The sequence below is a fragment of the Pseudomonas sp. R3-41 genome, from assembly GCF_054161485.1.
The window spans coordinates 5,167,017-5,193,927 of the sequence record NZ_CP096421.1 but is presented as its reverse complement, the minus strand read 5'-3'; the positions used below and the strand labels follow the sequence as shown (position 1 = coordinate 5,193,927).

Below are 26,911 nucleotides of genomic sequence, written 5' to 3'. Positions count from 1 at the left end.
GATGAGGCGGTTATAGGTGACGGTTTTTTGTCGTTTAGGCGAATTGCCAGCACGTTCTGCCTTCAGGAAAGCTGGCAGATTTTCCAGCTTTGCAGATCGCCAATCTGAGGACGGATTCTTCACCCAAACAGGTGCCGATTACGGTCGGCAACGGAGGAAATGCACATGGCAGCGCTCATCGGTATCGTCAGCAAAGTGGTCGGGCAAGTTTTCGCGGAAACGGCTGGTGGCCTGCGGCGGCCGCTGGTCGAAGGCGATCGGCTTTATGCCGGCGAACACTTGGTCACCGGTGCCGAAGGGGCCGTGGCTGTCCAATTGCAAAACGGCCAGGCGTTGACCCTGGGCCGCGAAAGCAACCTGACCCTGACCCCGCAGTTGCTTGCCCACCCTGCGCCTCATGTCGACACGCCCGACACGGTGGCACCGAGTGACGCGCAACTGACCGATGTGCAAAAGCTGCAGCAAGCCATCGCTGCCGGTGCCGACCCGACGCAGACCGGCGAAGCCACGGCTGCCGGACCCGAAGGGGGCAACCCGGGTGGCGTAGGGGGTGGGCACAGTTTTGTGTTGCTGGAAGAGGTGGGCGGGGAGGTCGATCCGTTGATCGGTTTCCCGACGGCCGGGTTCAACGGGATTCCTGAGTTTCCAGACCTGCGCCTGGCCGGTGACCCGGATAACACGGGCGACGATGCGACCGTGCCACCGGTCGTCCCTGCGACCCCGGACAACCCCGTGACCCTCGACGGTGTGACTGTCGAGGGCGGCGAACTGACCACCAACGAGGCCAATCTGGCCGACGGTTCGGCCAGCAATCCGGGGGCGCTGGTGCAAAATGGCACGTTCACGGTGTCCGCGCCTGACGGGCTGAACAGCCTGAACATCGGCGGCATCAACGTGATCAGCGGCGGTGTGCCCGCAGGCTTCCCCCAAACCATCACGTCGGCGCTGGGCAACACGTTGACCATCACCGGTTATAACCCGGCTACGGGAGTGGTCAGCTACACCTACACACTGACGGACAATGAAACCCATCCTGCCGGCGGCGGTGCCAACAACATTACCGAGCAGTTCCCAGTGGTGGCGGTCGACACCGACGGCGACACGGCCACTGGCACCCTGGACGTCAACATCACCGATGACGTGCCCCAGGCGATCGACGACAGCCACGCCAACACGGCGTCGGAAACCCTGGTCAGCCTCACCGGCAACGTATTACCCAACGACCTTCAGGGTGCCGACCGGATCCCCACTGGCCCCGACAGCGGACCGATCATTGGCGGGACGTTCACCGGCACCTACGGCACCCTGGTGCTCAACCCCAACGGCACGTACACCTACACCCTGAACACCAGCGACCCGCAGTTCGTCGCGTTGCAGGGCGGGGGCAGCGGCACCGAGACATTCACCTACACCCTGACCGACGCCGACGGCGACACCAGTACCGCGAACCTGGTCTTGCAAGTGCACAACAACGACGACCCGGTGACCATCACCGGCCTCGACACCGAAGGCGGCGAGCTGTCATTGCAGGAGAAAAACCTCAGCGACGGCAGCAGCCCGGATGCATCGGCCCTGACCCAAAGCGGTACGTTTACCGTGACGGCGTTGGACGGTGTGCAGACCCTGAGCGTGGGCGGGATCAATGTGGTGACGGGCGGTGTAGTAGCGGGCTTCCCGCAGTCGATTACCACCTCGCTGGGCAACACCCTGACCATCACCGGCTTCAACGCGGCTACCGGTGTAGTGAGTTACAGCTACACCCTTCTGGACAATGAAGCCCATCCAAACGCCAACGGCGCCAACAACGTTAGCGAACAGTTCGCGGTTGTGGCCACCGATGACAACGGCACCACCGCCAACGGCAACCTCGATGTGAACATCGTCGATGACCTGCCCAAAGCCGTGGATGACAGCAACGGTACCGCCTCGGAAACCAACCTGACCCTGACCGGCAGCGTGCTGACCAACGACACTCAGGGCGCGGACCCTGTGGCGTCCGGCCCAATCACTCCCGGCACGTTCACCGGTACCTACGGCACCCTGGTGCTCAACGCCGACGGTTCCTACACCTACACCCTGAACACCGCCGACGCCGACTTCAAGGGGTTGCACGGCGGCGGCAATGGCAGCGAAACCTTCACCTACACCCTGACCGATGCGGATGGCGACACCAGTACCGCGAACCTGGTCTTGCAAGTGCACAACAACGACGACCCGGTGATCATCACCGGCCTCGACACCGAAGGCGGCGAGCTGTCATTGCAGGAGAAAAACCTCAGCGATGGCAGCAGCCCGGATGCATCGGCCCTGACCCAAAGCGGCACGTTCACCGTGACGGCGTTGGACGGTGTGCAGACCCTGAGCGTGGGCGGGATCAACGTGGTGACGGGCGGCGTAGCGGCCGGTTTCCCACAGTCGATCACGACTGCGCTGGGCAACACCCTGACCATCACCGGCTTCAACGCGGCTACCGGTGTAGTGAGTTACAGCTACACCCTTCTGGACAATGAAGCCCATCCAAACGCCAACGGTGCCAACAACGTTAGCGAGCAGTTCGCGGTTGTGGCCACCGATGACAACGGCACCACCGCCAACGGCAACCTCGATGTAAACATCGTCGATGACCTGCCCAAAGCCGTGGACGACAGCAACGGTACCGCCTCGGAAACCAACCTGACCCTGACCGGCAGCGTGCTGACCAACGACACCGAAGGCGCGGACCCTGTGGCGTCCGGCCCAATCACTCCCGGCACGTTCACCGGTACCTACGGCACCCTGGTGCTCAACGCCGACGGTTCCTACACCTACACCCTCAACACCGCCGACGCCGACTTCAAGGGGTTGCACGGCGGCGGCAATGGCAGCGAAACCTTCACCTACACCCTGACCGATGCGGATGGCGACACCAGTACCGCGAACCTGGTCTTGCAAGTGCACAACAACGACGACCCGGTGACCATCACCGGCCTCGACACCGAAGGCGGCGAGCTGTCGTTGCAGGAGAAAAATCTCAGCGACGGCAGCAGCCCGGATGCATCGGCCCTGACCCAAAGCGGTACGTTCACCGTGACGGCGTTGGACGGTGTGCAGACCCTGAGCGTGGGCGGGATTAACGTCGTCACCAACGGCGTAGCGGCTGGTTTCCCACAGTCGATCACGACTGCGCTGGGCAACACCCTGACCATCACCGGCTTCAACGCGGCTACCGGTGTAGTGAGTTACAGCTACACCCTTCTGGACAATGAAGCCCATCCAAATGCCAACGGCGCCAACAACGTTAGCGAACAGTTCGCGGTTGTGGCCACCGATGACAACGGCACCACCGCCAACGGCAACCTCGATGTGAACATCGTCGATGACCTGCCGACCGCTCATGCTGATTCCGCCTCGGTGGATGAGGGCGGGACGGTCAGTGGCAATGTCCTGAATAACGACGAAGGTGGTGCCGACGGGCCGGCTGCCAGTGGTGCCGTGATCGGCGTGCGCGCCGGCAACGACACCTCGACCTCGGCCGTTGGCGGCCTCAACACCCAAATCAACGGCACCTACGGCTACCTGACCCTGGACGCCAACGGCAACGCCGTCTACCACAGCAACCCGAACACCGTCAGCGCCCCGGGCGCGACCGATGTCTTCACCTACACCGTGCGCGATGCCGATGGCGATGAAAGCACCACCACCATCACCATCGATGTCCACGAAAGCTGCCTCGTCGCCACACCGGACCAGGAAATCAGCGTCTACGAAAAAGCCCTCGACCTGAACCAGGACGGCCAGGACCTGGCCCCCGGCACCGTCACCGGCAGCGCTCCGAGCGCCACCAGCGAGACCGCCAGCGGCAGCCTTGTCGGTTCGGTCAGCGGCGCTGTTGGCGCCGTCACCTTCGCCCTGGTGGGCAACGCCACCGGTGCCTACGGTCAACTGTCGCTTCAGCCCGACGGTTCCTACACCTACACCCTGACCACGCCGGCCACGACAACACCTCATGCCAACGATGGCCCGAACGTATTGAGTGAAAGCTTCACCTATCAGGCCACGGACTCGTTGGGTAACACCGTCACCAGCACCATCGTCATCGACATTGTCGACGACGTGCCCAAGGCTCACTGCGACGCTGCCTCGGTGGTGGAGGGCGGGACGGTCAATGGCAACGTGCTGGACAACGACGTACTCGGCGCCGACGGCGGCGCAGTCATCGGCGTGCGCGCTGGCAACGACACCTCGAACCCTGCCATCGGCGGCCTCAACACCCAGATCAACGGCACCTATGGCTACCTGACCCTGGACGCCAATGGCAACGCGGTCTACCACAGCAACCCTGGCTCTGTCGGTGCCCCCGGCGCGACCGATGTCTTCACCTACACCGTGCGCGACGCCGATGGCGATGAAAGCACCACGACCGTCACCATTGATGTACACAACAGCTGCCTCGTCGCGGAAACCGACCACGACATCATCGTCTATGAACAAGCCCTCGACCTCAACCAGGACGGCCAGGACCTGGCCCCCGGCACCGTCACCGGCAGCGAGCCGAGCGCCACCGGTGAAACCGCCAGCGGCAGCTTGGTCGGTTCGATCAGCGGAGCCACCGGCGCCGTCACCTTCACCCTGGTGGGCAACGCCACCGGTGCCTACGGTCAACTGTCGCTTCACCCCGACGGTTCCTACACCTACACCCTGACGGCGCCAGCCACGACCACGCCCCACGCCAACGACGGTCCGAATGCCCTGAGTGAAAGCTTCACCTACCAGGCCACGGACTCCCTGGGCAACAGCACCACCGGCAGCCTGGTGGTCAGTATTGTCGATGACGTGCCCAAGGCTGTCGCGTCCGAGCGTTCGGTCACGGCGACCGAGATCGATTCCAACCTGCTGATCGTGCTCGACGTCTCCGGGAGCATGAAAGACCCCTCTGGCGTGTCGGGGCTCTCGCGAATGGACCTGGCCAAGCAGGCGGTCAGCGCCTTGCTCGACAAATACGACGACATGGGCGATGTAAAAGTCCAGCTCGTGACCTTCAGCGGCAGCGCCACCGACCAGAGCGCCGTGTGGGTAGACGTGGCAACGGCCAAGACGCTGATCGCCGCGCTGACGGCGCACGGTGACACCAATTACGATGCGGCCGTGGCGATGGCCCAGACGGCGTTTGCAACTTCCGGCCAACTGACCGGCGCACAGAACGTTGGCTATTTCTTCTCCGACGGCAAGCCGACCTTGGGCGCAATCGGCTCGACGGACGAAGCCGCCTGGAAAGCCTTCCTCGACGCCAACGGCATCAAGAACTACGCCATCGGCCTGGGCAGCGGCGTCAGCAATGCCCACCTCGACCCGCTGGCCTACGACGGCAGCACCCACACCAACACCAACGCGGTGGTGGTCACTGACCTGAACCAGCTCAACTCGGTGCTCGCCGACACCGTGCAAGGTGCACCGGTCACCGGCAACCTGTTGGGCGAGGGCGGCTCGTTCGGCGCCGATGGCGGGTTTGTCAAAAGCCTGGTGGTCGATGGCACCACGTACAACTACGACCCGGCGGCCAACGGTGGTCACGGTGCATTGACCGCTAGCGGCGGGCTCAACCACGGTTCCTTCAATACCGCCACCAATACGCTGAGTATCGCCACCGACCACGACGGCACCCTGGTGGTCAACCTCGATACCGGTGCGTTCAGCTATACCTCCCAGACCGTCACCCATGCCTTGATCACTGAGAATATCGGCTACACCGTCAGCGATAACGACGGTGACCTGGCAAGCTCCAACCTGGTGATCAAAGTCGTTCCGAACAGCCCGCCGATCGCTGTCGATGACAACGTCATCACCAACGTGCTGTCGGGCAACATCGTGATCCCGGGTGAATTGCTGCTGGGTAACGACAGCGACGCCAACGGCGATCCGCTCACGGCTTCGCCCACCAGTTTCAATACCGGTTGGCTCGCCAAGGGCGCGGACTTTACCGGCAGCATCGGCACGGCCAGCTTCACTGGCAACAACGTGCAGTCGATCAACCTCAACCGCAGTGCTTTCGTTGCCAATACCGCGAGCATGACGGCGATGCTGGTGGTCAGCGGTGCCCTGGGAATGGTCTCCAACAACAACGCCAACGACGAAGACCGGCTCAACATCAGCCTCAAGCAGGGCGAAACCCTTACCCTGGACCACAACCTCTCGGCCGGTCGCATTGCGATGGAGTATTCGCTCAACGGCGGGCCATTCATTGCGATCAATGACGGCGCGTCTTTCACCGCGGCAGCGGATGGCAATTATCAGATCCACGTCACCAACATCGCCAATCCCGGCGGCGGCAACGCCAACGCTGCGGAAAACTACCAACTGACTCTGACTGTCGATTATGCCGGGGCGCAGGACAAGACCGCGGATTTCCACGGAAGCTACACCGCCAGCGACAACCACGGCGGCAGTGACAGCGCCTCGGTCGGCATCAGCTATCAGGCGGGCCACACCCTGACGGGCACCAGTGGCGACGATGTGCTGTTGGCCGGCAATGGCGACGATGTCCTCAATGCGGGGGACGGCAACGACACCCTCAGTGCCGGTTCGGGCAACAACACCTTGCAGGGTGGGGCGGGCGATGACGTGCTTTACAGTGGCGTGGGCAATGACCTGCTCGATGGCGGCAGCGGTCACGACACCGCCAGCTACGCCCACGCCACCTCGGCGGTCACGGTGAACCTGGGCCTGCTCGCGGCGCAGAACACCTTGGGTGCCGGCACCGATACGTTGGCAGGCATCGAAAACCTGGTGGGCTCGAACTTCAACGACACCCTCACCGGCGACGGTGCCAGCAATCGCATCGACGGCGGGTTGGGCCATGACGTGCTCAATGGCGCAGGCGGCGATGACCTACTGATCGGCGGCCAGGGCAACAACACCCTGACCGGCGGCAGTGGCGCCGATACCTTCCAATGGCAGGCGGGCAACAGCGGCCACGACGTGATCACCGACTTCGCGCCCGGCGTCGACAAGCTCGACCTGTCCCAGCTGCTGCAAGGGGAGAACGGCAGCGCGGCGTCACTGGACGACTACCTGCATTTCTCCGTCAGCGGCAGCGGTGCATCGGTCACCACTAGCATCGACATCAGCTCCCTTGCCGGCGCCACGCCGAACCAGACCATCGACCTGGCCGGCGTCAACCTGGCCAGTCACTACGGCGTCACGCCGGGCGCGGGGGGAATCATCGGCGGTGCGGACACGGCGACCATCATCAATGGGATGTTGAATGATCACTCGTTGAAGGTGGATACGGTGTGAGGTGAGCTGAAACGACAAAACCCGCCATGTCCGGTTTGGATGTGGCGGGTTTTGTTCATGTTAGTGAAGATAAATGGGGATGCCTCACCGCTACTTGAATGCACACAGACCCTTGTGGCGAGGGAGCTTGCTCCCGCTCGGCTGCGCAGCAGTCGCAAACTTGCCGGCAGGGTTTACCGGTTGCACCGCAGTGTTTTGGTTTTGGGGCGGCTTCGCCACCCAGCGGGAGCAAGCTCCCTCGCCACGCTAGATATTCAGGGTTTGCGCAGCGTTTTCTGCCTGAGAATATAAACCGTCACCAGCACCGCGCTGGTGAGCATGAACCCCCGCGCCCATGGCAATGGCACCAGGTAGCAGGACAACAGGACGCTGGCCCACATCAGCCCGATGGCATAGACCTTGCCCTTGAACGGGATGCCGTTGCCGCTGAGGTAGTCGCGGATCCACGGACCGAGGCGGGGATGCTCTACCAGCCATTGGTAGAAGCGCGGTGAACTGCGAGCGAAGCAGGCCGCGGCCAGCAGCAGGAAGGGGGTGGTGGGCAGGACGGGAATAAAGATGCCGATGACCCCCAGCACCACGCTCAACCAGCCGATGGCCAGTAGAGCGTAACGCAGGATCAGCGGACGGTTGCCGACGGGCGAGGGCACCCGGTCACTCAGTGGTGGCGAGGCTTGAGGATCGCCGGTTTCTCGTCCGGGGCGTTGCACAGCAGGTACAAGGCGGTGAGGGCTTCGGGGATCTGGACGATCATGTCGTCCATCAGGTTCGCGTCGGCGGCGATGTCGGAAAACTCCGGTTGCTCGTCGAACAGGCCGGAACCGACCATGATCGGCAACAGCATTTCGCTGACTTCTTCCTCGGCGGTTTCGAACCAGGCAGCTTCGCGCAGGAACACGCCTTCCATGAAGCCGATGCACCAGCCGCGCAGCTCCGAATCGTCCGGGTCATCGCCCAGGTCCAGTTCACACGGCAGCTCGAATTCTTCATCGGAAGCCAGTTGGCGGGCGATGTGGGCCTTGAGGCCAATCAGCGTGGCTTCGATTTCGGCGCGCTGGGCTTCGTCGCTGTAGTGCGGCTCTTCGGCGAACAGGGCGTCGATCCACTCACGCTCCGGCACGGTTTCTGCGCAGATGGACAGGGCGGTCAAGTAGCCATGAGCGGCCACGTAGTCCAGCGCTTCGTCGTGCAGCTCATCGGCGTCGAGGAAGACTTGCAGGCGGGTCAGTTGCTCAGCGAAGGACATTACGGGCTACCTTGGGGAATAAACAATGCGGGAATTCTAGGCCTTCTTGAGCGCCCAGGCCAGCCGCGTGGTGGATTTGCCTTGTTGTTGGCCGGGCTTGACTCAAAGTCAGGGCGGTTTGTGGCGAGGGAGCTTGCTCCCGCTGGGGTGCGCAGCGGCCCTGTTTTTGGGGGCGGCTACGCCACCCAGCGGGAGCAAGCTCCCTCGCCACAGGTTTGGGTGTTGTCCAACACTTGCCGCTAGCACCTCCTGTCAGCAGCCCCCTTTGCAACGAAGGCCTCGGGTATACTGCCGCGTTTTGCGATGCCCTGCGGCGTTCCGCCGGTTCGAAACGCGCACTTACGATTTGCCGGTGCAGCGTTTGTGATTCTGAACCAGCCTTGCAGGGATGTTTTGGTGATTTTTGGAGTTTCTATGCTCGAACAGGCTCAACGCGTCCTCAAGGACATCTTCGGCTACGACAGTTTCCGTGGCCGCCAGGGTGCCATTATTGAGCGCGTGGCCAGCGGTGGCGATGCCTTGGTGCTCATGCCCACCGGCGGCGGCAAATCCTTGTGCTTCCAGGTACCGGCGCTGCTGCGCAACGGCCTGGCGGTGGTGGTTTCGCCGCTGATCGCGCTGATGGATGACCAGGTCGCGACCCTTGAGGAACTGGGTGTCGCCGCCGCGGCGCTGAACTCCACCCTCAGCGCCGAGCAACAGCGAGACCTGGCGACGCGGATCAAGCGCGGCGAAGTGAAGATGTTGTACCTGGCCCCGGAACGCCTGGTGCAGCCACGCATGCTGGCGTTTCTGCAGAGCTTGGAAATCGCCCTGTTCGCCATCGATGAAGCCCACTGCGTGTCCCAGTGGGGTCATGACTTCCGGCGTGAATACCTGCAGTTGGGGCAACTGGCGGAACTGTTCCCCGACGTGCCGCGCATCGCCCTGACCGCCACCGCCGACAAGCGCACCCGCGAGGAAATCGTCGAGCGCCTGCATTTGCAGGATGCCGAGCGGTTCCTGTCGAGTTTCGACCGTCCGAATATTTTCTATCGCATCGTGCCCAAGGAGCAGCCGCGCAAGCAGTTGCTGGCGTTCCTCGCCGAGCGCCGCAGCGATGCAGGCATTGTCTATTGCCTGTCGCGCAAGAAGGTCGACGAAGTGGCGGCGTTCCTGTGTGAACAAGGGTTCCCGGCGTTGCCGTATCACGCCGGCCTGCCCAACGACCTGCGGGCCTACCACCAGAAGCGTTTCCTCAACGAGGAAGGCCTGATCATGGTGGCCACCGTGGCGTTCGGCATGGGCATCGACAAGCCCAACGTGCGTTTTGTCGCGCACCTGGACCTGCCCAAGTCCCTCGAGGCGTATTACCAGGAAACCGGGCGCGCCGGCCGTGACGGCTTGCCGGCCGATGCCTGGATGGCCTACGGCCTGCAAGACGTGGTGATGCTCAAGCAGATGTTGCAGAACTCCGAAGGCGATGAGCGGCACAAGCGCCTGGAGCAGCACAAGCTCGACGCCATGCTCTCGCTGTGCGAGGAAACCCGCTGCCGTCGCCAGACGTTGCTGGCCTATTTTGACGAAGACATGCCCCAGCCGTGCGGGCACTGCGACAACTGTGTCGATGGCGTGGAAACCTGGGACGCCACCGAACCGGCCCGCCAGGCCTTGTCGGCGATTTTCCGCACCGGCCAGCGTTATGGCGTCGGGCACCTGGTGGACGTGTTGCTGGGCAAGGACAACGAGAAGGTCCGCAACTTCGGCCACCAGCACCTGACGGTGTTCGGCGTGGGCAAGGCCCGTACCGAGGGCGAGTGGCGTTCATTGTTCCGGCAACTGGTGGCCCGCGGCCTGGCGGACATCGACCTGGAAGGCTACGGCGGCTTGCGTTTGTCCGAAACCTGCCGGCCCCTGCTCAAGGGCGAGGTCACCCTGGAACTGCGCCGCGACCTCAAGCCGGCAACGGCGGTCAAGAGCAGCAAGAGCCAGGCCAGCCAATTGGTCCGTGGCGAAGAGCGCGATCAATGGGAAGCCTTGCGCGCCTTGCGTCGCAAGCTGGCCGAGGAACACGGCGTACCGCCGTACGTCATCTTCCCCGACTCCACGCTGCTGGAAATGCTCCGCAGCCAGCCCACTTCCCTGGCGGAAATGGCCCGGGTCAGCGGTGTGGGGGCGCGCAAGCTGGAGCGTTATGGCGAGGCTTTCCTCCAGGTGCTGGGCGGCGAAGCCGAAGCGCCGAAAGCGGTGGCCGATGTGCGCCACGAACTCATCACCCTGGCTCGGGCCGGCATGACACCGGTGCAGATCGCCGGGCAATTGCAATGCTCGGAAAAAAACGTCTACACGATGCTGGCCGAGGCCATTGGCAAACAGCAGTTATCCCTGGAGCAGGCACTGGATCTGCCCGAGGAGCTGATGGGCGAAGTACAGGACGCGTTCCTGGATGGCGAAGGCGAGTTGCCGCCAGTGTCCGAAGTCGCCGCGTTGTTTGTCGGACGGGTGCCCGAAGGTGTGCTGTACTGCGTCAGGGCTGCGTTGCAGTCGGAATTTGAAGTCTGATCAGTGAGTTGCGCTCCTTTAACGATTCAGTACAAGGCCAGCCTTGCTTGAATCCAAAGCTCATGCTTAGCTGACTAATAATTAGTTTTTCTCTATTTCAGATCTGATGAGTTTTTTATGCCGTTAACCGATCAACACCGTTTTGGCATGCAGTTGGCGCAGATGTCCCGAGGCTGGCGTGCCGAACTGGACCGTCGCCTGGCCGGGCTGGGCCTGTCCCAGGCGCGCTGGCTGGTGCTGCTACACTTGGCCCGTTTCGAACAGGCGCCGACCCAGCGCGAATTGGCCCAGAGCGTCGCGGTCGAAGGCCCGACCCTGGCCCGCTTGCTCGACAGCCTGGAAACCCAGGGGCTGGTGCAGCGCCAAGCCGTGGCAGAAGACCGGCGGGCCAAGAAAATCGTGCTCTGCGCACCGGCCCTGCCCCTGATCGAGCAAATCGAAACCATCGCCACGCAATTGCGTCGGGAGCTGTTCGAAGGTGTCGACGAGGCGGACATGCGCGTCTGCATGCGGGTCCATGGCACGATCCTGGCCAACCTGGAAAAATCCTGAGGCATATCCCTGGCGTCAGACTTTTGAGATTCGCCGGTTAGCGAACTATAACCAGTAGTAAGCGTTCCTATTGAGGGCGTTTATGCCGAGGTTGGTTCTGGTAATCGAAAGGGATGCCCATGCTTGAAAGTTTGCAGTCCACGTTGCGCAGTTGGGTCAACGTGTCGATCGTCGTGGGTGCCCTTGGGTTTCCGGCCTTGGCGTCAGCGCTGGGGCTTGGCGAGATCACGCTCCATTCCGCCCTGAACCAGCCGTTGCGTGCCGATATCGCCCTGGTCGACGTGGCCGGGATCAGTGAAGGTGATCTGTCGGCCAGCCTGGCGAGCCCGGACGATTTCAGTCGTGCGGGTGTGGAGCGGGTGTTCTTTCTCAATAACCTGCGCTTTACGCCGGTCTTGCGCGGGGAGCGCAGCTTCATTCGAGTGACCTCCATCAAACCGGTGGAGGAACCTTTCCTTAATTTCCTGGTGCAGCTCAATCAGCCCAATGGGCGCCTGCTGCGCGAATACACCGTGCTGCTCGACCCTCCGGGCTCACCGGGTATCGTGCCGGAGCGTGACGAGCCTTCCACGGCTGCGCAGCCTGCGCCGAGCCAGGCCACCCCGGCCATCAAGCCCCCGGCGGTACAGGGCAAGCGCTATACGGTAGTGCAGGGAGACAACCCCTGGATCATTGCCCAGCGCCTGCATGACGCTGGCAGTAACGCGTCGGTCAATGAGCTGGTGCAAGGGATCCAGGCCTTGAATCCCGGCAGCGACCGGCTCTCCATCGGCCAACGCCTGTTGTTGCCCGATTCGGCCGTGTTGCCGACATCGGCTGCGACCGCCGCTGGCCAGGCTTCTGCCGCGTCCGATGAGCAGCTGGCCGCCAGCGTGCTGCAAAATCAGCAACAACAAAAGACCATCGAGGAACTGCAAGCGCGGCTCCAGGCCCAGGATGCGGAACTCGCCGGGCAGCGCCAGCAGATCAGCGAATTGCAGGCCCGGCTGGCCGAGACGGCTCCAGCCCCCGTTGCGTCTGCGCAACCGCAACCGGCGCAGCCTGCGTCGGAGCCGGCTCCGGACGTATCCCCCGTTACCGAACCGGTTGCAGAGCCAGAGGGCATCGATTGGACATGGGTGGCCGGGTTGGTAGCCCTGTTGGGGTTGTTGGCGTTGTTACTGTTCATCCGGCGTCGCCAGCAGCAGGCTGAGTTGGAGCCGATGACCGAGCGCCCCACACCGATGCTGGAGGCAGGCGACGAAAACTTCGACTCAATCCCCGACACGGAGCCCCCCGAGGCGGCGACAACGTTCAATAACGGCGATGCGCCCCTGGGTGATGTGCTGGAGGGCGTCGGGATCTACCTGACCTACGGCCGTTTCACCGAGGCAGCGGGGCTGTTGCGCGCGGCATTGCTGGCGGAGCCTGAACGCACCGACCTGGGCCTGAAACTGCTGGAGGTCCTGGGCAGGCAGGGCGATGTCATCGGTTTCCAGGCCCAGGAAAATCATTTGCTGGGACAGGGGGTCGATGCCGGGACGCTGGAGGACATTCGTGGGCGTTATCCCAAGGTTGCCGCGATCACCGCACCGATAGTGGCTTCGACAGAACTCCAGGCACCGGCTCCTGAAGTTGAGCCTGAGCCTGAGCCTGAACAGGCGCCGCGTGATGAGTTCGAGCTGGACCTGGATGCGCTGTCCATGGAAACCAGTTGGGACCTTGCCGATGACCAGGACACCTCCACCGAAAACAAACCGGTCGCCCCCCTTGCTAACGACCCGGCCGAGGGCTTGTCGCTTTCAGGTTTCGACGAACCGGAGCTGCAATGGGAAGCGCCCCTGGAAACCGAGTCGCTGGACGATGCTTTCCTCGATGGTTTTGCCGATGAAGAACAGGCGCTGGAATTTGAGCCACTGGCCCTTGAACCTGTTCCCCCGGACACCCTGTCCCTCGAACCCCAGCCCCCGGAGCATTCGGCCAAGCTGGAACAGGCCCAGAACTGCATCGACGATGGCGACCTGAAGACCGCCGTGACCCTGCTTGAAGAGTTGCTCGAAGAGGGCGACGAACCCCTGAAGGAGACTGCCCGGGTGCTGCTGGCTGGGATTCGCTGAAGCTGTTGATGGATGTCGAATCAACGGGCCCCTTCGCGAGCAAGCCCGCTCCCACAGGGATCTTTGGTACACAGAGAATCCAATGTGGGAGCGAGCCTGCTCGCGAAGGCGGCAGCACAGCCAACATCACTGGCACAGACCCACCGCTATCGCGAGCAGGCTCGCTCCCACAGGGATCTTTGGTGGATAGAGATTTCGCGTACATCCCGAATCCAATGTGGGAGCGAGCCTGCTCGCGAAGGCGGCAGCACAGCCAACATCACTGGCACAGACCCACCGCTATCGCGAGCAAGCCCGCTCCCACAGGGATCTTTGGTACACAGAGAATCCAATGTGGGAGCGAGCCTGCTCGCGAAGGCGGCAGCACAGCCAACATCACTGGCACAGACCCACCGCTATCGCGAGCAGGCTCGCTCCCACAGGGATCTTTGGTGGATAGAGATTTCGCCTACATCCCGAATCCAGTGTGGGAGCGAGCCTGCTCGCGATAGCGGCCTGTCAGGCGAGCAATCCCACCCAGGCAAACATCTATCCCCTCAAAACGTCTGCCCCAGGTTCAGGTAAACCGCCTGTTCATCATCGTCGTTAAACCCATAGCTGAAATTCAGTGGCCCCAGCGGCGTATCGAAGCCGAGGAAAATGCTCGCGGCATTGATGTAGCCGCTGTCGAACTCGTTGTCGTTGTTCCAGGCCCGGCCGCGCTCCAACGAGCCACCGATGTACAGCGGGAAGTCCAAGGGCAGGTAGGCCCGCGGTGTGAGGCGGCGGTAATACACGGCACGCATCAGGCTCATGTTCTGTCCGGACACTCCATCTTCGCGAAAGCCCGACAATTGCCGCGCGCCACCGAGCACAAAGCTGGACGTCACCACCTCGGCGGCGTCCAGGGTGCGGCCGTAGCGCCCGCCCAGGATGAAAGTGTCCGGGCCGCTGCTCAGGGCCTTGTCCAGTTTGAACTCCCATTGACGGTAACGTTGGTCGGAGCCCAGCCCCGGTTCGTATTGGCGCCAGCTCAAGCCGATGTCTTCCCCTTCATGGGGGAAATACACACTGTCCAGGGAGTCGAACGAATACTTGAGCTCGTAGAAACCCTCGTTGAAATTCTCGCTGGGCTGGTCGTGGTCGCCGATGCGCACATCGGCCTTGCCCCAGGCTTGGCCGACACCGAAGCGAATTTCACCACTGTTGCCGATCTGGCGGCCCACGTTCAGCCCGAAGCCATAACGCTCGACGCGATACTGGGCCACCGGGTCGTTGTCCAGGATGGACTCCACGTTGCGCGATTCGAATTGCCCGTAGGGGGCGATGAAGTAGCGCGAGCCGACATCCAATGGCTGGTAGAACTCGCTGTACAACTCCTGCTTGTCGCCGATCTGCGCCCGGGTCAGCCATTCGGCACCCAGGCGATTGATGCCGTTGACCCGATAACTGGCTCCCAGGTTGAAAGCGCTGTCGCCGCGCATGTCGTCCGACAGGCTCAGCCCCAACCGCAGATAATCGGTGCCGGTCCGTCGGCCCCGGGCGCTGATCACCAGCGTACGGTCCTGGCCTTTGTGAACCACGCGGTATTGCACCTGCTCGAAGTAATCCAGGCCGTACAGCGTACCCATGTCGGTCTGCAGGCGACCCAGGTCCAGCGGCTCGCCAATCTGCTGGCGAATGTAATAGCGAATCACGTCATCGCCGACTTTCGAGTCGTTCTCCACGCGAATGGCGGTAATGACCGGCGTGCGCTCGCTGGGAGTACGCGCGGCCATGAGTTCGGCATCGGGTGCCTCGAGCGGGCGTAGCGGGGCCAGGCGGGCGTCGAATATGCGGGTGGCGCGGTAGCCGGCGTCGATCATTTCCTGGGCACGGCCGAAGTCGGTAGAGCCGAAGCTCGCCAGGGCCGGCTGGATCAATACGTCGTCTTTTTTCAGGGTCGCCAGTTGCTCTTCAGAGTTGCGCCGGGTCATCAGGGTGGTCGATTGGTTCAGCACATCGACCACCGTGACCAGTTGCTTGCGGGTGCGCAGCGGCGTGCCGATGTCGACCACAATGGCCATGTCCACGCCCATTTCCCGGGCCACATCCAACGGGATGTTATCGGCCATGCCACCGTCCACCAGCAGCCGGCCGTCCAGTTCCACCGGGGCGAACACCGCCGGGATCGACATGCTGGCGCGAATGACCTTGGGCAGGTGGCCTTTGCGGAACACCACCTTTTCGCCGGTGGCGATGTCAGTGGCGACGGCGCGAAACGGGATCGGCAGTTTGTCGAAGTCACGCGTATCGCTGGCATGGGCCAGCAGGCTTTCGAGCAGCAGGGCCAGGTTCTGGCCCTGGATCACCCCCAAGGGCAGGCCGAGGCTGCCGTCGTCACGAAAGCTCAGTTTTTGCTTCACGAGAAAATCCCGGTCATCCTGTTTGCGCCGGAACGGCACGTCCTTGCGCGGCGGCGCGTCCGACAAGGCCTGTTGCCAGTCGATGCCCAGGGCGAGTTTTTCCAGTTCGTCGATCTTGTAGCCCGAGGCGTACAGCCCGCCGATCACCGCGCCCATGCTGGTGCCGGCAATGGCATCGATCTTGATGCCTTGCTCTTCCAAGGCCTTGAGCACACCGATGTGGGCCAGTCCCCGCGCCGCGCCACCGGACAGTACCAGGCCGATTTTCGGCCGCGGTGCTTCGACAGCCTGGACGAAAAGGGGCAACAGCAGCAGAAGCAGGAGGGGCAGGAGGCGGCGCATCGTCAATCTCGGGGCGGGCGATCAAAGGCGGGTATTATAACGACGCCTTAGCACCCAGGAGTCCACCCGCCATGACCGAACACAAACCGGAAGTCGTCATTACCTATTGCACCCAGTGCCAATGGTTGCTGCGCGCCGCCTGGCTGGCCCAGGAACTGCTCAGCACCTTTGGCGACGACCTGGGCAAAGTGTCCCTGGTGCCGGGCACCGGCGGTGTGTTCCACATCAGCTGTGACGGTACGCAGATCTGGGAGCGCAAGGCCGATGGTGGTTTCCCCGAGGCCAAGGTCCTCAAGCAGCGGGTTCGCGACCGGATCGACCCGGAGCGGGACCTGGGCCACAACGATCGGGTTCAGTGAGACGCGGCATGGGTCTCCACCCGCGGTTTTTTCGAGCCGCCCAGTTGGCTTGAGATCACGATGGCCGTGATGATCACCACGCCGCCCAGCAACATGCGCAACGTCGGGCGCTCGTCGAACAGCCACCAGGCCATGGCGATGCCGTAGACCGGTTCCATGGCAAAGACCACCGCCGCCGTGCGGGCCTTGATCACGGCCAGGCTGGCGACGAACAGGCTGTGGGCCAGGCCGGTGCAAAACACGCCGAGCAAGCCGATCCACAACCAGTCGATGGGACGAACGTCGCTCAATTGCGGTGCGGCCACCGGCAGCAGGCACAACCCGACCACCACGTTCTGGCACAGCGCGGCCTGTACCGGCGGCACATGGGCGGAACCAGCACGGTTGGTCAATGACAACAGCGAAAACAGCAGCCCCGAGGCCACGGCCCAGAGCAAGCCGGTGGTGGCACCGCTGGCCAGGTCGAAGCTCGGCGTGACCAGCACCAGGCCGACGCTCACCAACACCACCAGCCAGATCTCATTGGCGCGAATCCGCTCGCGGAAGATCAGCCCCTCGAGCAATACCGTGAAGGCCGGAAAACTGGCGAACCCCAACGTCGCGATCGCCACGCCGGCCACTTTCACCGCGATGAAGAAGCTCACCCAGTGCCCGGCCAGCAACAGGCCGCCCAGCAGCAATCGCCGACCATCCTGGGCCCGCAGTTTCTGCCAGCGGCTGCGGCTGGCGAACCGGGCAAACATCGCCAGGGCCAGCACGGCGAAGACGGCGCGACCGAACACGATGACCGCTGGCGAGGCTGCGGCGAGTTTGCCGAAGACACCGGTCAGGCCAAACATGAGTGCGCCAATGTGCAGGGCGCCGAGGGCAGTACGAGGCGTCATTTCGATCCTTTCAACAGACAGTGGGGCAACTGGTGAATGTCTTCTGTGGGAGCGAGCCTGCTCGCGAAAGCGCTGGTCCAGGCAATGCAGATATTGACTGACAGATAGCAATCGCGAGCAGGCTCGCTCCCACAGGGCTGTTCCCCTCACAGATTGCAGTATTTAAGCGCGGTTGAGGCGGCTGTGTCTGTCGCGATCCTAGCGATTTTTAGCGCGAACCTAGCGCTGATGCCGCAGCTTGCCCGGCGTGGCGCCGAATTCGCGCAGCACTGCCGCGGCGAAAGCACTCTGGGAGCTGTAGCCGACCTGATGGGCGATCTCGCCGATGGGCAGGTCCGACTCCCGCAACAACGCCACGGCCTGGTGCAAGCGGCGGCTACGGATGTACGCCATCGGGGTTTGCCCGCACTCGGCGATGAAACGCGCGTGCAGGCGGGCACTGGAAAGGCCGGCGACCCGTGCCAGGTCCGCCACTTGCAGCGGGTAGGCCGCGTTCTGGTCGATATGGGCGTTGAGCGCGGCATAGGGCAGGCGCCGGCCACCAAGGGTTTCCCGGCGAACGCCGTTGAGACTCGCCAGCAGCAGTACTGCGCCTTGCTGGGCGATCACCGGGTCGTCCACCGGGCTGCCCGCCAGCCAACTGACCAACTGGCTTTGCCCCGCGTCCAGGGGCAGGCGAACGCTGTCGTCGAGCAAGCGGCGGCTGGCGTCGGCGTGATTCCCCAGGCATTGTCCGACCCAGTCGTCACTTGGCACATCCAGTACCAGGCAGCGGCTGCCGTGGGGGCTGCCACAGCCATGATGGGCGCCGGCAGGTACCACCACGAAACTTTGTTGCACCACTTGGCTGCCACGACCTTCGACCTCGAAGTCCAGCGCGCCGGACAACCCGAACACCAGCTGCGCGTGGTCGTGGCTGTGGGCGATCAAGTCGTGGCTGTAGTGGCGTAGCGTGAGGATCGGTCGCATCGCGGTCTCCCGTGTCAGGCCGCCAGCATACACCGAGGGGCAACGCCCGGCGCTGTCATGCAATGGACTTGTGTTTGTCATAGGCCATTAACCGCTGGGGTGCACAGTGGCGAAAACGATCAGAGGGTTGCCCAATGACCAGCGCCGAGCTCGCCAAACCCAGCCGCAAGCAGCGTGTACGCACCCTGTGGATCTCCGATGTGCACCTGGGCACCCGGGACTGCCAGGCCGAGCACCTGTCGCAGTTTCTCAAGGGCTACCACGCCGACAAGATCTACCTGGTGGGGGACATCATCGACGGCTGGAAGCTGCGCGGTGGCATGTATTGGCCCCAGGCCCACACCAACGTCATTCGCCGCTTGCTGACCATGAGCAAGCGCGGTACCGAAGTGATCTACGTCACTGGCAACCATGACGAATTCCTGCGGCGCTATTCGAAGCTGATCCTGGGCAATATCCAGTTGGTGGACGAAGCGGTGCACGTCACCGCCGATGGCCGGCACCTGCTGGTGATCCATGGCGACCAGTTCGATGTCATCACCCGTTACCACCGTTGGCTGGCGTTCCTCGGGGACTCGGCCTACGAATTCACCCTCACGCTGAACCGCTGGCTCAACCACTGGCGGGCCCGTTATGGCTACGGTTACTGGTCGCTGTCGGCGTATCTCAAGCACAAGGTGAAGACGGCCGTCAGCTTTATCAGCGACTTCGAAGAAGCCATCGCCCACGAGTGCGTGAAGCGCGAATTGCATGGCGTGGTCTGTGGGCACATCCACCATGCCGAGATGCGCAAGGTGGGCGAGGTGGAATACCTCAACTGTGGCGACTGGGTCGAATCCTGCACGGCGCTGATCGAACACTGGGATGGGACGATCGAGTTGTATCGGTTGGCGGACGCCCAGGCGCGGGAGGCGCTGGCCAAGACTGAGTTGAAAGTGACTGAGCCTGCCTAGGCCAGCCTGCCTGCTTCGCAAGCCCACATAGTGTTTTTGTGGCGAGGGAGCTTGCTCCCGCTGGCTGCGCAGCAGCCCTGGAAAAGAGGGGCGCTTCGCGCCCAGCGGGAGCAAGCTCCCTCGCCACGGTTTTCCTGCGTCCGTTGGATTCAGGCTTGCTCCGCCATCGCCGCCTTGTAGATCGATTGCTTCGGCGCGGCAAACAGCCTTTCCAGCATCGGCTCGAAGAAGCTCAACGGCAATGTGTCGTACTCGGGATCGAACGCCGCCGCGTCGTATTTCGCACAGAAATCAATGGTCGCCTGGTACTGCGGATGTTCGAAAAACTGCTCGCGCAGGTGCCGGTCCATGCCCAGGTGATGGAAGAAGTAATAACCCTGGAAAATCCCGTGCTTCTCCACCATCCACAGGTTTTCGGCGCTGACGAAGGGCTTGAGGATCGCCGCGGCGATGTCCGGGTGGTTATACGAACCCAAGGTGTCGCCGATGTCGTGGAGCAGGGCGCAGACCACATATTCCTCATCGCGCCCGTCACGGTAGGCACGGGTGGCGGTTTGCAGGGAGTGGGTCAGGCGATCCACCGGGAACCCGCCGAAATCGCCGTCCAGCAATCTTAAGTGGGCCAGGATCCGGCCCGACAACTGTCGCGCGTAGGCGCTGAAGTCGGCCGCGATGATCGCCCAATCTTGCGCAGTGCCTTCTTGCATGTGGGTGAAGCGTGCGTGGTTGCTCATCGACACTCCTTATCAGAACGCGACCTTGCCCAGCAGCATGTCGCGGTACATGACGAAATCACCGAGCAGGCTGTAGAGCGGATGCTGGAAGGTGGCGGGACGGTTCTTTTCGAAGAAGAAGTGCCCGATCCAGGCAAAGCCGTAGCCGGCCACCGGCAGGGCGACCCACAGCCACCAGGCGCCCACGACGAGGGCCATGACGAATACCAGGATGACCAGGGAGGTGCCGATGAAATGCAATCGTCGGCAGGTGCTGTTGCTGTGTTCGCTGAGGTAATACGGATAGAACTCGGCGAAGGTATTGAATTGTCTGGCGTTTCCCACGACGCGCTCCCTGTGATTATTGTTCTGGGTCGATATCGAAAAGTCTTTGACGATAAGTCTAGGGCGGCCATTCGTAACAGCCAGTGACAATCAGCGCCACTTTAGTATCCTTCGCAAATCCAGCCGTACCCTGCGGCTCGTCATGCAAGTAAAACGTCATGAGCGAACGAACGACTTCTTCAAGCTGGGCGATGGGGATTGTCAAGGCGTTGGAAATGGACGGCCTGGATTGTCGGGCGCTGTTCAATCAATTGGGGCTGGATTTCGATGCGCTGGACGATCCGGATGCACGGTTCCCCCAGGACTCGATGACGCGGCTCTGGCAACGGGCGGTGGAGTTGTCGGGCAACCCGGCCATTGGCTTGAACATGGGCAAGGTGGTGCGCCCGGCCTCGTTCCATGTGGCGGGCTACGCCTTGATGTCCAGTCGCACCCTGGTGGAGGGTTTCCAACGGCTGGTGCGGTACCAGCGGATCATCGCCGAAAGCGCCGACTTGAGTTTCCGCCCGTTGGAAGGCGGCTATGGGCTGATCCTGACCGTGCATGGCGACCATCTGCCCCCGACCCGCCAAAGCGCCGAAGCGTCCCTGGCCTGTGCGCTGGCCCTGTGCAGCTGGTTGACCGGGCGCACCCTGCATCCGGTGAAGGTGCTGTTCCAGGGTGCCGAACCCTCGGACCCGGCGCCTTATCACCGAGCTTTTCACGCGCCGTTGGTGTTCGGCGCTCCCTATGACGCGCTGATCTTCGAACGGGCCGACATGGAGGCGCCGCTGCCGACGGCCAATGAAGCCATGGCGCAGCTTCACGATCGGTTTGCCGGGGAATACCTCGCGCGTTTCTCGGAAAGCCGCGTGACCCACAAGGCACGACAAGTCTTGTGTCGGTTGTTGCCCCAGGGGGAACCCAAGCGAGACGTGGTGGCGCAGACGTTGCACCTGTCCCAGCGCACCTTGCAACGGCGCTTGCAGGAAGAAGGCACCAGTTTCCAGAGCTTGCTGGAAGATACCCGCCGCGAGCTGGCCGAGCAGTACCTGGCACAGCCGGGCATGACGCTGCTGGAAATCGCCTACCTGTTGGGATTTGCCGACCCGAGCAATTTTTTCCGGGCCTTTCGCCGCTGGTTCGACACCACGCCCGGCGAATACCGGGCGCGATTGGCGAGCCAGCCTGAACCGGTCAGTGACGCCAGAACGCCGGGATACACAGCACGAACACGGTGATGATCTCCAGCCGGCCCAGCAACATGCCCCCCGACAGAATCCACTTGGCGGCGTCCGGCAGCGGTGCGAAGTTGCCGGCCGGCCCGATGGTTTCCCCCAGCCCCGGGCCGACGCCCGACACGGTACTGGCCGCACCGGTCAACGCCGTCATCCATTCCACCCCCAACAGCGACAGCAGCAGGGCGATCACGCAGATCGTGATGGCGAAGAAGAACGAGAACGTCAGGATCGAGCGGACGATTTCCTCGTCGAGGCGATGACCGTTGTATTTTTGCTTGATCACCGCACGGGGATGGATCAATTGATTAAGGTTGGCCCGCAGCAGGATGTAGGCGACTTGGAAGCGAAAGATCTTGATCCCGCCGGCCGTCGAACCCGAGCAACCGCCGACGAACCCCAGGTAGAAGAACAGCATCAGCGAAAAATTGCCCCACAGGCTGTAGTCGCCGAGGGCGAAGCCGGTGGTGGTGACGATGGACGTCACGTTCAGCGCCACGTGCCGCAGGGCGTCCAGCCAATGCAGGTCGGTGGTCGCCCAATACCAGGTGCCGAGCACCAGCCAGGTCACCAGCAGCACGCCAATGAGCCCCTGGACCTGCTGGTCCTTGATCAACGCCCGGCGATTGCCCCGCAACATCGAGACGTACAGGGCAAACGGCAGGCTGCCGAGGATCATGATGACGATGGCGACCCAGTGCACCGCCGGCTGGGTCCACTTGGCCAGGGACAGGTCCGAGGTGGAGAAGCCGCCGGTGGAAATCGCCGACATCGAATGGTTGATGGCATCGAACAGGCTCATCCCGGCCCACCAGAGCGCCAGGGTGCCAAGAATGGTGATGCCCACGTAGGCCGCCACGATCAATCGCGCCACCATGTGGGAGCGGGGCATGACTTTTTCCGAGCGGTCCGATGACTCGGTCTGGAACAGCCGCATGCCACCGATGCGCAGCAGGGGCAGGATCGCCACCGCCATGCCGATGAAGCCGATACCGCCGAGCCAGTGCAGCAGCGAGCGCCACATCAGGATGCCCGGCGACATATTGTCCAGGCCGCTCAGGACGGTGGCGCCGGTGGCGGTGATGCCCGACATGCTTTCGAAGAACGAATCCGTATAGCTGATGTGCTGGGTCAGTAGGAACGGCAGCGCAGCGAAGATACACACCACCAGCCAGCTGCTGACGGTCAGCAGGTACATGTCCCGCGGCCGCAGGTGGATGTGTTCCGGGCGCCCGGGAAGTACCAGCGCCAGGCCGGCGAGGAACGTGATCATGCTCGACCAGAGGAACGACGGCAGGTCGCCAGTGCGCTCGAAGATCATCAGCGTGACCATGGGCACGACCATGAAGATCGCCAGGGTGATCAGGAAGATGCCGATGATGAAACCGATGATTCGCAGGGTCGGCAACGCCATGAAGTCCGCTCAGGCTGAAAGGGAAGGGCGCCATTCTACCTGCGGCCAGCGTCCTGTAAACCGGCACTCGGCGACGCCTGGCTGCCTGGCCTCGGAATTTGCGCTAACGGACTCGCCGCACAGCCACTAGAATAGCTGGACATTTTTTCAGGAGGTGGCCGATGCAGGCTCTCGACGCTTTGCTCAACCGTGTTTCCGTCCCGCGCCTGGTGGAGCCGGCACCCACGCCGGAACAGCGCGAGCTCATGTTCGCCGCAGCCATGCGGGCACCGGATCACGGCCAGTTGCGGCCATGGCGCTTCTTGACGGTGGAAGGGCAGGCGCGGCATCGCATGGGCGAACTGCTGGCCGAAGCGGCAAAGTTCAATGACCCGCTGGTGCCCGAAGCCGTCGTGGAAAAGGCCCTCAATGGCCCATTGCGCGCGCCCCTGGTCGTGGTGGTGATCGCCCGTCTGCAGGACCATTTCAAAATCCCGAAATCCGAGCAACTGCTGGCGGCCGGCTGCGCGGCCCATGGCATCCTGCTGGCCGCGTATGCCCAGGGGATTGGCGGCGTGTGGCGCACCGGCGAACTGGCGTACTCGCCACATGTGGCCCGGGGGCTTGGCCTGGAAGACGGGGAGGAAGTAATCGGTTTCCTCTACCTGGGCACGCCGCAAAAAGAAGCGCGTACCGCACCGCAGGAAGATGTGGGGCAGTTTGTCCGAGAATGGACGGGCCAATAACGGCTCAAGGGCGGCGGATGACTTGAGGCTGGTTTGATCCACCGTGGCGAGGGAGCTTGCTCCCGCTGGGCGGCGAAGCCGCCCCAAGTGGAACAGCGCTATCCCTCAGGCACACCGCGCCAGGCCAGTTTACGACTGCTGCGCAGCCGAGCGGGAGCAAGCTCCCTCGCCACACAATCAACAGCCGACGGTGGTGTTATCTGCACGCGTCGGCAATCGCCTCGGCCAGCAAGTCCAGGCGCGTGGCATCGATACCGGCCACGTTGGCCCGGCCGGTGCCGACCATGTAGACGCTGTGGCGTTCGCGCAGGTGCTTGACCTGTTCCGGCGTCAGGCCGGTGTAGGAAAACATCCCGCGTTGCACGCCGATATGGGCGAAGCGCTCGCGCAGACCATGGGGTTCGAGGGCTTCCAGCAAACCGCTGCGCAATTGCGCGATGCGCAGGCGCATGGCCTGGACTTCATCGGCCCACAGGCTCTTGAGTTCCGGGTTGCCGAGGATGGTCGCCACCACGGCTGCGCCATGGTCTGGTGGCGTCGACCACAGGTTGCGGGCGATGTTGGCCAATTGGCTGCGGATATCGATCAGTTTTTCGCCATCCCGGGCGCAGACGATCAATGCACCCGTACGGTCGCGGTACAGGCCGAAGTTCTTCGAACAGGAGCTGGTAATCAGCACTTCCGGCAACGCTTCGGCAAATAGCCGGACCGCCCAGGCGTCCTGTTCCAAGCCATCGCCAAAGCCTTGGTAGGCGAAGTCGATCAGCGGCAGCAGGTCGCGGCTGCGCACTACTTCCAGCAGCTGCTGCCATTGCTCATGGGACAGGTCGAACCCTGTCGGGTTGTGGCAGCAGGCATGCAGCAAGACCACATCGCCTTTGGGCGCTTGGTTCAGGGTTGCCAGCATCGCCTCGAAATCCAAGCGGTTATCGGCGCCCACATAAGGGTAATGGCTGACCTTGACCCCGGCCGTGGCGAAAATGGTTTCGTGGATCGGCCAGGTCGGGTTGCTCAGCCAGACGCCACGGCCCGGCAGGCACTGGGCGATGAAGTCGGCGCTCAGGCGCAGGGCACCGGTGCCGCCGGGTGTCTGGGTGGCGCCGGCGCGTTTTGCGCTGATCATCGGCGAGTCGGCGCCCAGCACCAGCTCATTGATCAACTGGCCGAACGCGGCGTCGCCATGACCGCCGATGTAGGTCTTGGTGACCTGGCGATCCACCAGTCGCTGCTCGGCCTGCTTCACCGATTGAAGAATCGGCGTCAGGCCTTGGGCATCCTTATAGACGCCCACGCCCAGGTCGAACTTGCTCGGGTTGCTATCCGCCCCGTAGGCCTCCATCAGGCCGAGGATCGGGTCGCCGGGTACCCGGCCGATGGCGTCGAAATGCATTACTTGCGGCCCTCGGCGGTCTTGGCCACGTCATCGGTGCGAGCGGCCATGATGAAGTCGTTGCGGTGCAGGCCCTTGATGGAGTGGCTCCACCAGGTCACGGTGACTTTGCCCCACTCGGTGAGCAGGCCTGGGTGGTGGCCTTCGGCCTCGGAGATCTCGCCAACGGCGTTGGTGAACGCCAGGGCGTGCTTGAAGTTCTTGAACAGGAAAACTTTTTCCAGCTGCATGACGCCGTCGCGCACTTCGATGTTCCAGTCCGGGATCTGTTTGATCAACACCGGCAATTCTTCGTCGCTGACTTGTGGGGCATCGGCGCGGCAGGCTTCGCAGTGGGCTTGGTTCAGAGTGTTCATGGTGTGTTCCTGGATCGAATATTTGAAAAACGTCGATGCACCCACGCTAAAGCAAAGCCGCGTCGTGCAACAGACTCAATTGGGATTAAAAGACGCGGTTCACGCCGCTTTGGGCGGAAATTTCGGGGCGTGCAGGCCCAGTTCCCGACCGCGCTTGACCATGCCCATGATGTCTTCGTGGGCCAGGTCGAACAGGCGCTTGAGTTCGGGCAGCACGAAATACACCGGTTGCAGGATGTCGATGCGATACGGCGTGCGCATGGCTTCCAACGGATCGAAGGCCTGGTGCTCGGGCTCGTCGGACAGGCAGTACACGGTTTCCTTGGGCGACGAGAGGATGCCTCCGCCGTAGATGCGTCGGCCCTGCGGGGTCTGCACCAGGCCGAACTCGATGGTCATCCAATACAGGCGCGCCAGGTAGACGCGTTCTTCCTTGGAAGCCTGTAGGCCGAGTTTGCCGTAGGTGTGGGTAAATTCGGCAAACCAAGGGTTGGTCAGCAACGGGCAGTGGCCAAAGATCTCGTGGAAAATGTCCGGCTCTTGCAGGTAATCCAGCTCTTCACGGGTACGAATGAAGGTCGCCACCGGAAACTGCTTGCTGGCGAGCAATTCGAAGAAGGTCTGGAAAGGGATCAGCGCCGGCACGCGGGCGACTTGCCAGCCCGTGGTCTCGCCCAGCACTTTGTTGACTTCGTCCAGTTGCGGGATGCGGTCGTGGGGCAGGCCCAGCTTGTCGATGCCGTCCAGGTATTCCTGGCACGCACGGCCTTCGATGACTTTGAGCTGGCGGGTGATCAGCGTGTTCCACACCGCGTGTTCTTCAGCGGTGTAGTGGATAAAACCTTGCGCATCGGGCTCGCGGGCCACGTATTGCGTCTGCTTCATGCTGCTCTCCTGCTGATTTCCCTCAGGGGGAAGATGCGTTTGTTGTTATGTCGAGCGATGCATTAGAGATAACCCGAAGCGGCGATGTGTGCATCGGCTTGGCGAGGATGGATTGGGCGAACGACGGGTTGAATCGTAAAGTTTTCGTTACGATTTGGCGGGCGGTACGATCTTTCCGGGATTTTCAGGTGGGAAACGGCCTACATCTGTCACATAATCTTGACGATTATTTGCGTTGCCACGCCGAAAACCTTTGTGGCGAGGGAGC

The 26,911-nt window shown here is 62.7% G+C and carries 19 protein-coding genes; 8 read left to right on the top strand and 11 right to left on the bottom strand.

Translation table 11 applies throughout. The annotated features are described in order from the left end of the window. Positions 1 to 165 precede the first annotated feature (165 nt). Positions 166 to 7,272: a retention module-containing protein gene (locus M1D99_RS22245; protein WP_458130783.1), complete on the top strand. Its 7,107-nt coding sequence runs from the start codon at positions 166 to 168 to the stop codon at positions 7,270 to 7,272. Positions 7,273 to 7,526: 254 nt separating this feature from the next. On the opposite strand, the gene M1D99_RS22240 is transcribed toward M1D99_RS22245, so the two are convergent. After that, complete coding sequence (locus M1D99_RS22240; RefSeq protein WP_458130782.1) at positions 7,527 to 7,922, bottom strand: YbaN family protein; 396 nt, start codon at positions 7,920 to 7,922, stop codon at positions 7,527 to 7,529. A gap of 8 nt (positions 7,923 to 7,930) precedes the next feature. Then, complete coding sequence (locus tag M1D99_RS22235; protein WP_186704628.1) at positions 7,931 to 8,518, bottom strand: UPF0149 family protein; 588 nt, start codon at positions 8,516 to 8,518, stop codon at positions 7,931 to 7,933. 414 nt (positions 8,519 to 8,932) lie between these two features. Between M1D99_RS22235 and recQ the strand changes: the two genes are divergently transcribed. The 3 genes from recQ to M1D99_RS22220 all read left to right on the top strand — a co-directional run bounded on the left by recQ (position 8,933) and on the right by M1D99_RS22220 (position 13,707). Further along, positions 8,933 to 11,059 (top strand): DNA helicase RecQ, encoded by a 2,127-nt coding sequence (recQ, locus tag M1D99_RS22230; protein ID WP_186704629.1) that lies wholly within the window; start codon positions 8,933 to 8,935, stop codon positions 11,057 to 11,059. Positions 11,060 to 11,176: 117 nt separating this feature from the next. Continuing rightward, positions 11,177 to 11,611 carry a MarR family transcriptional regulator gene (locus tag M1D99_RS22225; RefSeq protein WP_003199001.1) on the top strand — a complete coding sequence of 145 codons (435 nt, stop codon included), beginning with the start codon at positions 11,177 to 11,179 and terminating at the stop codon, positions 11,609 to 11,611. Positions 11,612 to 11,730: 119 nt separating this feature from the next. Beyond that, positions 11,731 to 13,707 carry a FimV/HubP family polar landmark protein gene (locus M1D99_RS22220; protein ID WP_458130781.1) on the top strand — a complete coding sequence of 659 codons (1,977 nt, stop codon included), beginning with the start codon at positions 11,731 to 11,733 and terminating at the stop codon, positions 13,705 to 13,707. 536 nt (positions 13,708 to 14,243) lie between these two features. Here M1D99_RS22220 and M1D99_RS22215 read toward each other — a convergent pair. Beyond that, positions 14,244 to 16,433 (bottom strand): patatin-like phospholipase family protein, encoded by a 2,190-nt coding sequence (locus tag M1D99_RS22215; RefSeq protein ID WP_458130780.1) that lies wholly within the window; start codon positions 16,431 to 16,433, stop codon positions 14,244 to 14,246. 71 nt (positions 16,434 to 16,504) lie between these two features. Here M1D99_RS22215 and M1D99_RS22210 point away from each other — a divergent pair, with 71 nt between their 5' ends. Beyond that, a complete protein-coding gene (locus M1D99_RS22210; RefSeq protein ID WP_003199006.1) occupies positions 16,505 to 16,792 on the top strand; it encodes an Rdx family protein in 288 nt (95 codons plus the stop codon). Here M1D99_RS22210 and M1D99_RS22205 read toward each other — a convergent pair. Both M1D99_RS22205 and M1D99_RS22200 read right to left on the bottom strand, forming a co-directional pair. Next, a complete protein-coding gene (locus M1D99_RS22205; RefSeq protein ID WP_458130779.1) occupies positions 16,786 to 17,676 on the bottom strand; it encodes a DMT family transporter in 891 nt (296 codons plus the stop codon). The two genes, M1D99_RS22210 and M1D99_RS22205, sit on opposite strands and share 7 nt — an antisense overlap. Before the next feature lie 219 nt (positions 17,677 to 17,895). Beyond that, positions 17,896 to 18,645: an AraC family transcriptional regulator gene (locus M1D99_RS22200; RefSeq protein WP_458132159.1), complete on the bottom strand. Its 750-nt coding sequence runs from the start codon at positions 18,643 to 18,645 to the stop codon at positions 17,896 to 17,898. A gap of 134 nt (positions 18,646 to 18,779) precedes the next feature. Here M1D99_RS22200 and M1D99_RS22195 point away from each other — a divergent pair, with 134 nt between their 5' ends. Then, the gene (locus M1D99_RS22195) at positions 18,780 to 19,598 is read left to right on the top strand and encodes a UDP-2,3-diacylglucosamine diphosphatase (protein ID WP_186704633.1); all 819 of its coding nucleotides are present in this window, start codon (positions 18,780 to 18,782) and stop codon (positions 19,596 to 19,598) included. Between the two features lie 149 nt (positions 19,599 to 19,747). On the opposite strand, the gene M1D99_RS22190 is transcribed toward M1D99_RS22195, so the two are convergent. Together M1D99_RS22190 and M1D99_RS22185 are read right to left on the bottom strand one after the other, a co-directional pair. Continuing rightward, on the bottom strand, positions 19,748 to 20,332 hold the full coding sequence (locus M1D99_RS22190; protein WP_186704634.1) for an HD domain-containing protein: 585 nt from the start codon (positions 20,330 to 20,332) through the stop codon (positions 19,748 to 19,750). 12 nt (positions 20,333 to 20,344) lie between these two features. Continuing rightward, positions 20,345 to 20,656, bottom strand: coding sequence for an Mpo1-like protein (locus M1D99_RS22185; protein WP_458130778.1), 312 nt, complete (start codon positions 20,654 to 20,656; stop codon positions 20,345 to 20,347). 158 nt (positions 20,657 to 20,814) lie between these two features. Here M1D99_RS22185 and M1D99_RS22180 point away from each other — a divergent pair, with 158 nt between their 5' ends. After that, a complete protein-coding gene (locus M1D99_RS22180) occupies positions 20,815 to 21,876 on the top strand; it encodes an AraC family transcriptional regulator (RefSeq protein ID WP_411386798.1) in 1,062 nt (353 codons plus the stop codon). On the opposite strand, the gene M1D99_RS22175 is transcribed toward M1D99_RS22180, so the two are convergent. After that, positions 21,833 to 23,287 (bottom strand): TrkH family potassium uptake protein, encoded by a 1,455-nt coding sequence (locus M1D99_RS22175; protein WP_186704637.1) that lies wholly within the window; start codon positions 23,285 to 23,287, stop codon positions 21,833 to 21,835. The two genes, M1D99_RS22180 and M1D99_RS22175, sit on opposite strands and share 44 nt — an antisense overlap. A 161-nt stretch (positions 23,288 to 23,448) precedes the next feature. Between M1D99_RS22175 and M1D99_RS22170 the strand changes: the two genes are divergently transcribed. Beyond that, complete coding sequence (locus M1D99_RS22170; RefSeq protein ID WP_186728593.1) at positions 23,449 to 24,012, top strand: NAD(P)H nitroreductase; 564 nt, start codon at positions 23,449 to 23,451, stop codon at positions 24,010 to 24,012. 196 nt (positions 24,013 to 24,208) lie between these two features. On the opposite strand, the gene M1D99_RS22165 is transcribed toward M1D99_RS22170, so the two are convergent. The 3 genes from M1D99_RS22165 to phhA form a co-directional block, all read right to left on the bottom strand. Continuing rightward, a complete protein-coding gene (locus M1D99_RS22165; RefSeq protein ID WP_186704639.1) occupies positions 24,209 to 25,402 on the bottom strand; it encodes an amino acid aminotransferase in 1,194 nt (397 codons plus the stop codon). Beyond that, positions 25,402 to 25,758, bottom strand: a complete 357-nt coding sequence (locus M1D99_RS22160) for a 4a-hydroxytetrahydrobiopterin dehydratase (RefSeq protein ID WP_003184087.1) — start codon at positions 25,756 to 25,758, stop codon at positions 25,402 to 25,404. Before M1D99_RS22160 ends, M1D99_RS22165 begins: the two co-directional genes overlap by 1 nt. Before the next feature lie 99 nt (positions 25,759 to 25,857). Next, complete coding sequence (phhA, locus tag M1D99_RS22155; protein ID WP_186704640.1) at positions 25,858 to 26,643, bottom strand: phenylalanine 4-monooxygenase; 786 nt, start codon at positions 26,641 to 26,643, stop codon at positions 25,858 to 25,860. Between the last annotated feature and the right edge of the window lie 268 nt (positions 26,644 to 26,911).